The organism is Arthrobacter sp. Hb9-2, from assembly GCF_059091165.1.
In genome coordinates, this window is the sequence record NZ_JBNHGJ010000073.1 from 1 (window position 1) to 5,466 (window position 5,466).

Consider the following 5,466-nt stretch of genomic DNA (forward strand, 5'->3'; position numbering starts at 1 on the left):
ACGGATAGTTCAGCCGGCCCACCGCATTCTTGGACTTGGACACCACCCAAACGCCGCCGTCATTCAGCTCCACCTCAGTGGTCTTGAATCCGGGATACAACACAGCACCGGTGACCACAACAGCCACGGCGGCGCCGAACGCCGTTCCGTTGACAAACTTCTTGTGGCGCCGTTTCAGCCCAAGTTTCCCCAGCAGACTTGTCACAGCTTGTTTGTTCCCTCAATAGTGCAGCCGCCCCAGCGGCGGGCTGTCCCAAGGCCCGAAAGGGGCCCGGTTTTCACGGCAAGCCTACAGAACTGGCGGCCGGGCCGCGATGGGGACATCTGCCCCACGGGGAGCCGGGTTGTCAGCATCGGGGCGCGCCAAGGGCAGCCGGGTTGGGCAGTGTGGTGTGGCCCGCGATGACGAACCGCCCAACATTCCTGCTCGAGCCCGGTTCAACCCGCCACCACTGCAAAATGCCGGTCCCGGACCAGTTGTCGCTTTGTTCGATGAAGCACTTCACCACGATCCGGTCCTGCGTGACTTTGTAGAACCAGGGCGGAACGTCTCCGGACCGGCCATCGCAGTCGAAATAGGGGTTCGGCCGGTAATTGGATCCACCCTGGGTGAAAGTACAGGTCCGTTCAAAATTGGGATCCGACGTCTTGATGCTCGTCTCCCATTGGCCGATTCTTCCGGACCGGGCGCTGGCCTGGGCAACAGGGCCCCCCGCCCCCAAGGAGTTGAAAGTTTGAACCTGGATGGTCACCGTTTCCTCGTACCCTGTGGTGTTCACTGTCCTGCTGCCGGAGGGCACGGCGTTTTCCCAACCACGGCCACCGACGTTGATCCTGGTCTGCGCCACGTCATTGGTGTTGGTGGAGGGCGACGACCAGCTAAGGGTTACCGATTTCTGGTTGATCGCGCCGTCCTGCCCGGAGGCTGAAGGACTGCCCGGGGAGCCGTAGGGAGTCGCTCTGCCCGGCGCGCTCGCGTTCGAGCTGGGAGCCGCCGTGGAGTGGGCGATCACGGTGATGCCGACCTCGGTTCCGTTTGCGAATCCGCCAAGCGTTTGGCCAGGCCGGATGGGTCCGCTGGAGCCGTTCGTGGCGTTGTAGCTGTAGCTGACTTCTTCCCGGCTGGACCCGTTCCGTTCGGCGTCAGTAAGCTCCCGGAAGCTGACGGTGACCTGCCGGCCGGGGCCGTCAGTGTTCGCGGGTGTGGCAGTGACGCCGGTGACCTGGCCGAGTTTGCCGGTCGCACGGCGGGGAGCCGAGGCCGGGCTTACCGCGCCTTTGCCTGCTTTGTTGTCAGCCTGGACGGTGAAGGTGTAACCCGTTTCGGAGTTCTGCGCCCGGAACACCGCCGTGCGGGTGGTACCCGCCACGGTCTGGGTTTGTGGGGCTGCCCCGCCTCCGCTCATGGTGACGTAGTAGTTGCGGATGGGGTCGCCGTTGGTATCCGGTTCAGCCCAGTCCACCCGGATCTGGTTTTCGCTGCCTACGGCCGAGGCAACCGCCGTAGTGGGCGCCGCAGGTGCCCCCGGCACCCCGGCAGGGTTGTCCTCCACGGAGTAGATGCCCCATTCGGAGGGTCCCAGCTCGTTCACTGCCTGCGCCCGGACCCTGTACTTGATGCCGTTGGAGAGGCCGGACCAGGTGTACGTGTGTCCCGCCACCTCGTTCTTCACCGCTACGCCGGACGAAGGCGGAGGGGAAATCTCGAGGTTGTAGTGCTTGACCGCTGAACCTTCTGTTCTCGCAGCTGGCCAGTTGATGACCATGTTCTTGTCCCCAGCCTTGACCGTGGGAGCCTCGGGTGGTGACGGCTTTTCATCGGGCCGGATTTCGTTCGAAGCCGCCGACACCGGTGACTTGCCTACCTCGTTCTCGGCAAGGACGGTAAAGACGTACTTGACGTCGTTGGTCAGTCCGGAAAGGGTGCAGGTGGTAGTGGAGCATTCCTGGGAAAAGCCGTTTGTTCCTTCCACCCGATAACCGGTGATGGCGGCGCCATTGTCCGACGGCGGCGCCCATTTGAGGACGGCCGTGCGGCTTCGGACGTCGGTGGCTGAGGGGGCAGACGGGGCGTCAGGAACATCCCGGACGGTGAGCCGCAGGCGCCCTGTGGCCTGGCGGGATGCGTCGCCGGTTTTGTCCACCATGGTGTAGCGGACCACCATGACGCCCTTGAAACCCTTGCCCGGGGTGACGGTGACTGAATCACCGTCGAATGTTGGCTGTCCTTCGGATGACCCGGTCTCAACGGCCACATCGACGATTTTCAGCGGCGAATCGTTGAAGGGGTTCGCATCGTTGCCCAGGACATTGACAGTTTCTGTCTTGCCGGCGTTTGCCTTGTCCACGGCGTCGTCATTGGCTACGGGCATTGGCCTGTTGGAGGCGACGTGCCGCACGGTAACGGCTGCCTGCACCGCGGGGGACCTGCCGTCCGTGACCTTTACGGGAATGCTCCCGGAGAAGCCTGCGGCGACGGATGTCTCCGCCCGGACCTTAAGGATTCCACCCTCAACATCGCCTTGGAACCCCGAGGGTAGTTGGCCGTCGAGGCTGAAGCTGAGGCTGTCCTTGTCCTGTTCATCGACGTCCTCGGCCAGCGGGCGGAGATCCAGTTCAGCGGTTTCGGCCTCCGGGACGTCGAGCGTGGCACCGCTGAAGGTGGGCGGGTGGTTGGCGTTCGGGTCCGGAATGACCTTCGTCATGATGACCAGTGTCGACTTGAGTCCATCAGGGTCGTCCGGACCGTTGCCGTCCGTGACTTCGAAAGTCAAGGACCCCGGGCCCACGTAATCTGTTAGCGCCGCATACCGCAGGGCTGTGCCGTCATCTGCAATGACGTTCTCGGGAGACGCGCCCTGGACACGCACGGAATCCGCCACCGTGATGCGTGGCCGCTTGCCGTCACGCACGCGTACGTACTCGTTAAGGTCCAGGGTGATGTCCTTGCCGGCCATCACCTCCACGGTGTCATTCCTGGCAAGGGTGGGGTGCTGGGCGCCCTGGCCGGGGATCCACAGCACGGCTGTGGAGCTCAATCCGTCGAGGTCGGTCACCGTGTAGGGAATTAGCTGGTCCCGCGGAGTAAGGGTCACCACGACGTTTCCCGAACCGCCGTCGCGGGCATTGGGGTTGCCGTCGGGTAGAGAAATCTTCAGCTCTGTTGCTACGCCATCCGCGTCGGAGTCGTTTTTCAGGACGGGGACGTCCACAGCGCTCTTGCCCAGCGTCTCGGACAGGGTCACCCTGTCATCCTTGGCTTCGGGCCGCTTCAGCTCCGCGTCAGGGCTGATGAGGACTCTGATCGCGGCCTTCGCGGTGAGCTTTTTGTCGTCCTGGATTCCATAGCCGATGCTCTCGTTTCCGGCCGTGGATGGTGCCGTGAAGAGTACTTTTGAGTCTTCCGTTGCTTCCACCCGCAGCTCCGGCCGGGCCTCGAAGGTGTCGGCCAGCAGGGCGATGGGATCGCCGTCGGGGTCGGAGTCGTTGGCCAGAGCTGCCACCGCGACGTTTCGTCCCGGCCGGACGTCAATGCGGTCCTCGACGGCGAAGGGTTTTTGGTTGTTGGCTTCCGGCGGGGCGATGCCCACAATCACTGTTCCGGTGTTTTCCGCACCAATCCGGTCGCGGACCCGGTAGGTGAAGGTGTCTGTTCCTGCGGCGTTGCCGGCTGCAGTGAATTCAAGGTAGCCATCCCGTACGGTGGCCGTCCCCATGCCCGCTGCCTTGTCAATGCCTATCAACTGCACTGAGTCACCGTTCGCATCGATGCCGTCCAGCGGGACGTTGATCTTGACGTTCATTCCGGAGACCACGCGGGCGGTCAGGTTGCGCGGCTCGGGCCGCGAATTGCGCTCGTCATCGCGGGCTTGGATTCGTATGGTTACCTGCTGGGAGTCCACCTGCCCCGACTCGTTACGCACCTTATAGATGGCGTAGACGGTCTTGGAACTTTCGCCGGCGATGAAGCGCAGCGTGTCTCCGGCGGCGAACATCCGGCCGTCCAGTTCGTCGGGCTGCTGTGCCAGTTCGGGATCGAGGGTGAGCTTGCCGCCATTGGGGTCGGTGTCGTTATCGAGGACAGGTATGGTGACCACATCGCCGGCCCGTACCGTCGCTTCATCCGGTTTGGCCTGCGGGGGCTGGAGCTTGGCGGGCGCAGGCACCACCACTATGGCGATCTCGCCCACGGCGGAGGACCGCCCGTTCGAGATGGTGTACTTCAGGGTCAACTGGCCCTCGGCGCGGATGTCAGTGACACGGACCACCGAATGGTCAAGCACGGAGACGCTGACCGGCAGCCCAGCGTCGACAGCGACGGATTGCACCACCAGGACGCCGCCGGACGGGTCGGAGTCGTTGCCCAGGACATCCACCAGGACGCTGCCGCCGGTAGGAAGCAATGCTGTGTCCCGCACCGCGACCGGCGCGCCTTCCTTGTTGCCGGGTACGACGTCGACCCGCACCAGCTGCTGCGCGCTGGCCGGCCCGTTGGTCACGAGGTAGGTGACATAGTGCGCGCCGACAGCGCCCGAGTTGAACGTGAAGGTCTGCTGATCGGCTCCGATGGCTGAGGTGGCCTGCTCGTCGGTGGTTGCCTGGGCCAGGCGGAGGGCTCCGCCTTGCGGGTCGACGTCGTTCTTGAGCGGCGTGATTACTGTGTCGGTTCCGGCAACGGCGATGACGTGGTCGGCGTTGGCGACCGGGGGCAGCGCCCCCGGCGCCCGGATGTCAACGGTGATCATTCCTTCGGTGGCGTCTGTCCCGTCCGAGATCCTGACGGTGAGGACTTTTTTGCCGGGCGCTGTGCCGGAGTCCTGGAAGGTCAGCTGGCCGTCGGGCCGGATCCGGACCTGGTCCAGCGGGTCAGGGCTGGAAACAGACTCGGCGAACAGATCGTCTCCGTCGGGGTCCATCCAGTTGGTGAGGATGTTTTGCGTCAGTGATTTGCCCTGCTGAACGACGAGGGTGGTTTCGCGGTTGGGCTTTGGCTGGGGGCCGGAGTTTTCCCCAAGCGGCACCACGCGGAGTGAGACATCCGCTGGGGCCGACAATCCCCGACCGTCGTCAACGGTGTATTGGAAGGTGCCGGCGCCCGTCTTGTCAGCAGGGACGGAGATCTGGAAGCCGGTGTCGCCGTAGATGGTGGCCAGTGCGCCCACTGCTACGTCGGCTGGAGGACGCAGGGTGAGAATATCGCCGTCGGGGTCCGTGTCGTTGTCCAGGACCGGCAGGATGGTGGTTTTTCCGGCACGAACACCGAAGGCATCCGGTTTGGCTGTTGGCGGGCTGTTGGGTTTGGTGCGGTCCGGCAGGACTGTCTGCTGGACCTCGTCCGCGGAGTCTTTGTCGGCGTCGTCCGAGGTTTCCTTGGGTGGAATGACGTCGTCCCAGTTGTTCACCAGCTGCATGTTCTGGTTCACCAGCCATACGTTGCCCGAGTTCACGTCGTTCAGGACCACCAGG

The 5,466-nt window shown here is 63.9% G+C and carries 2 protein-coding genes; both read right to left on the reverse strand.

Features of this window, described 5'->3' with window-relative positions; genetic code table 11:
• Positions 1-205 (reverse strand): hypothetical protein (locus AC5RV1_RS21115; RefSeq protein WP_493995915.1); only part of this gene is annotated, 205 nt, incomplete at its 3' end.
• A gap of 142 nt (positions 206-347) precedes the next feature.
• Positions 348-5,423: an Ig-like domain-containing protein gene (locus tag AC5RV1_RS21120; protein WP_493995916.1), complete on the reverse strand. Its 5,076-nt coding sequence runs from the start codon at positions 5,421-5,423 to the stop codon at positions 348-350.
• Positions 5,424-5,466: the final 43 nt, after the last annotated feature.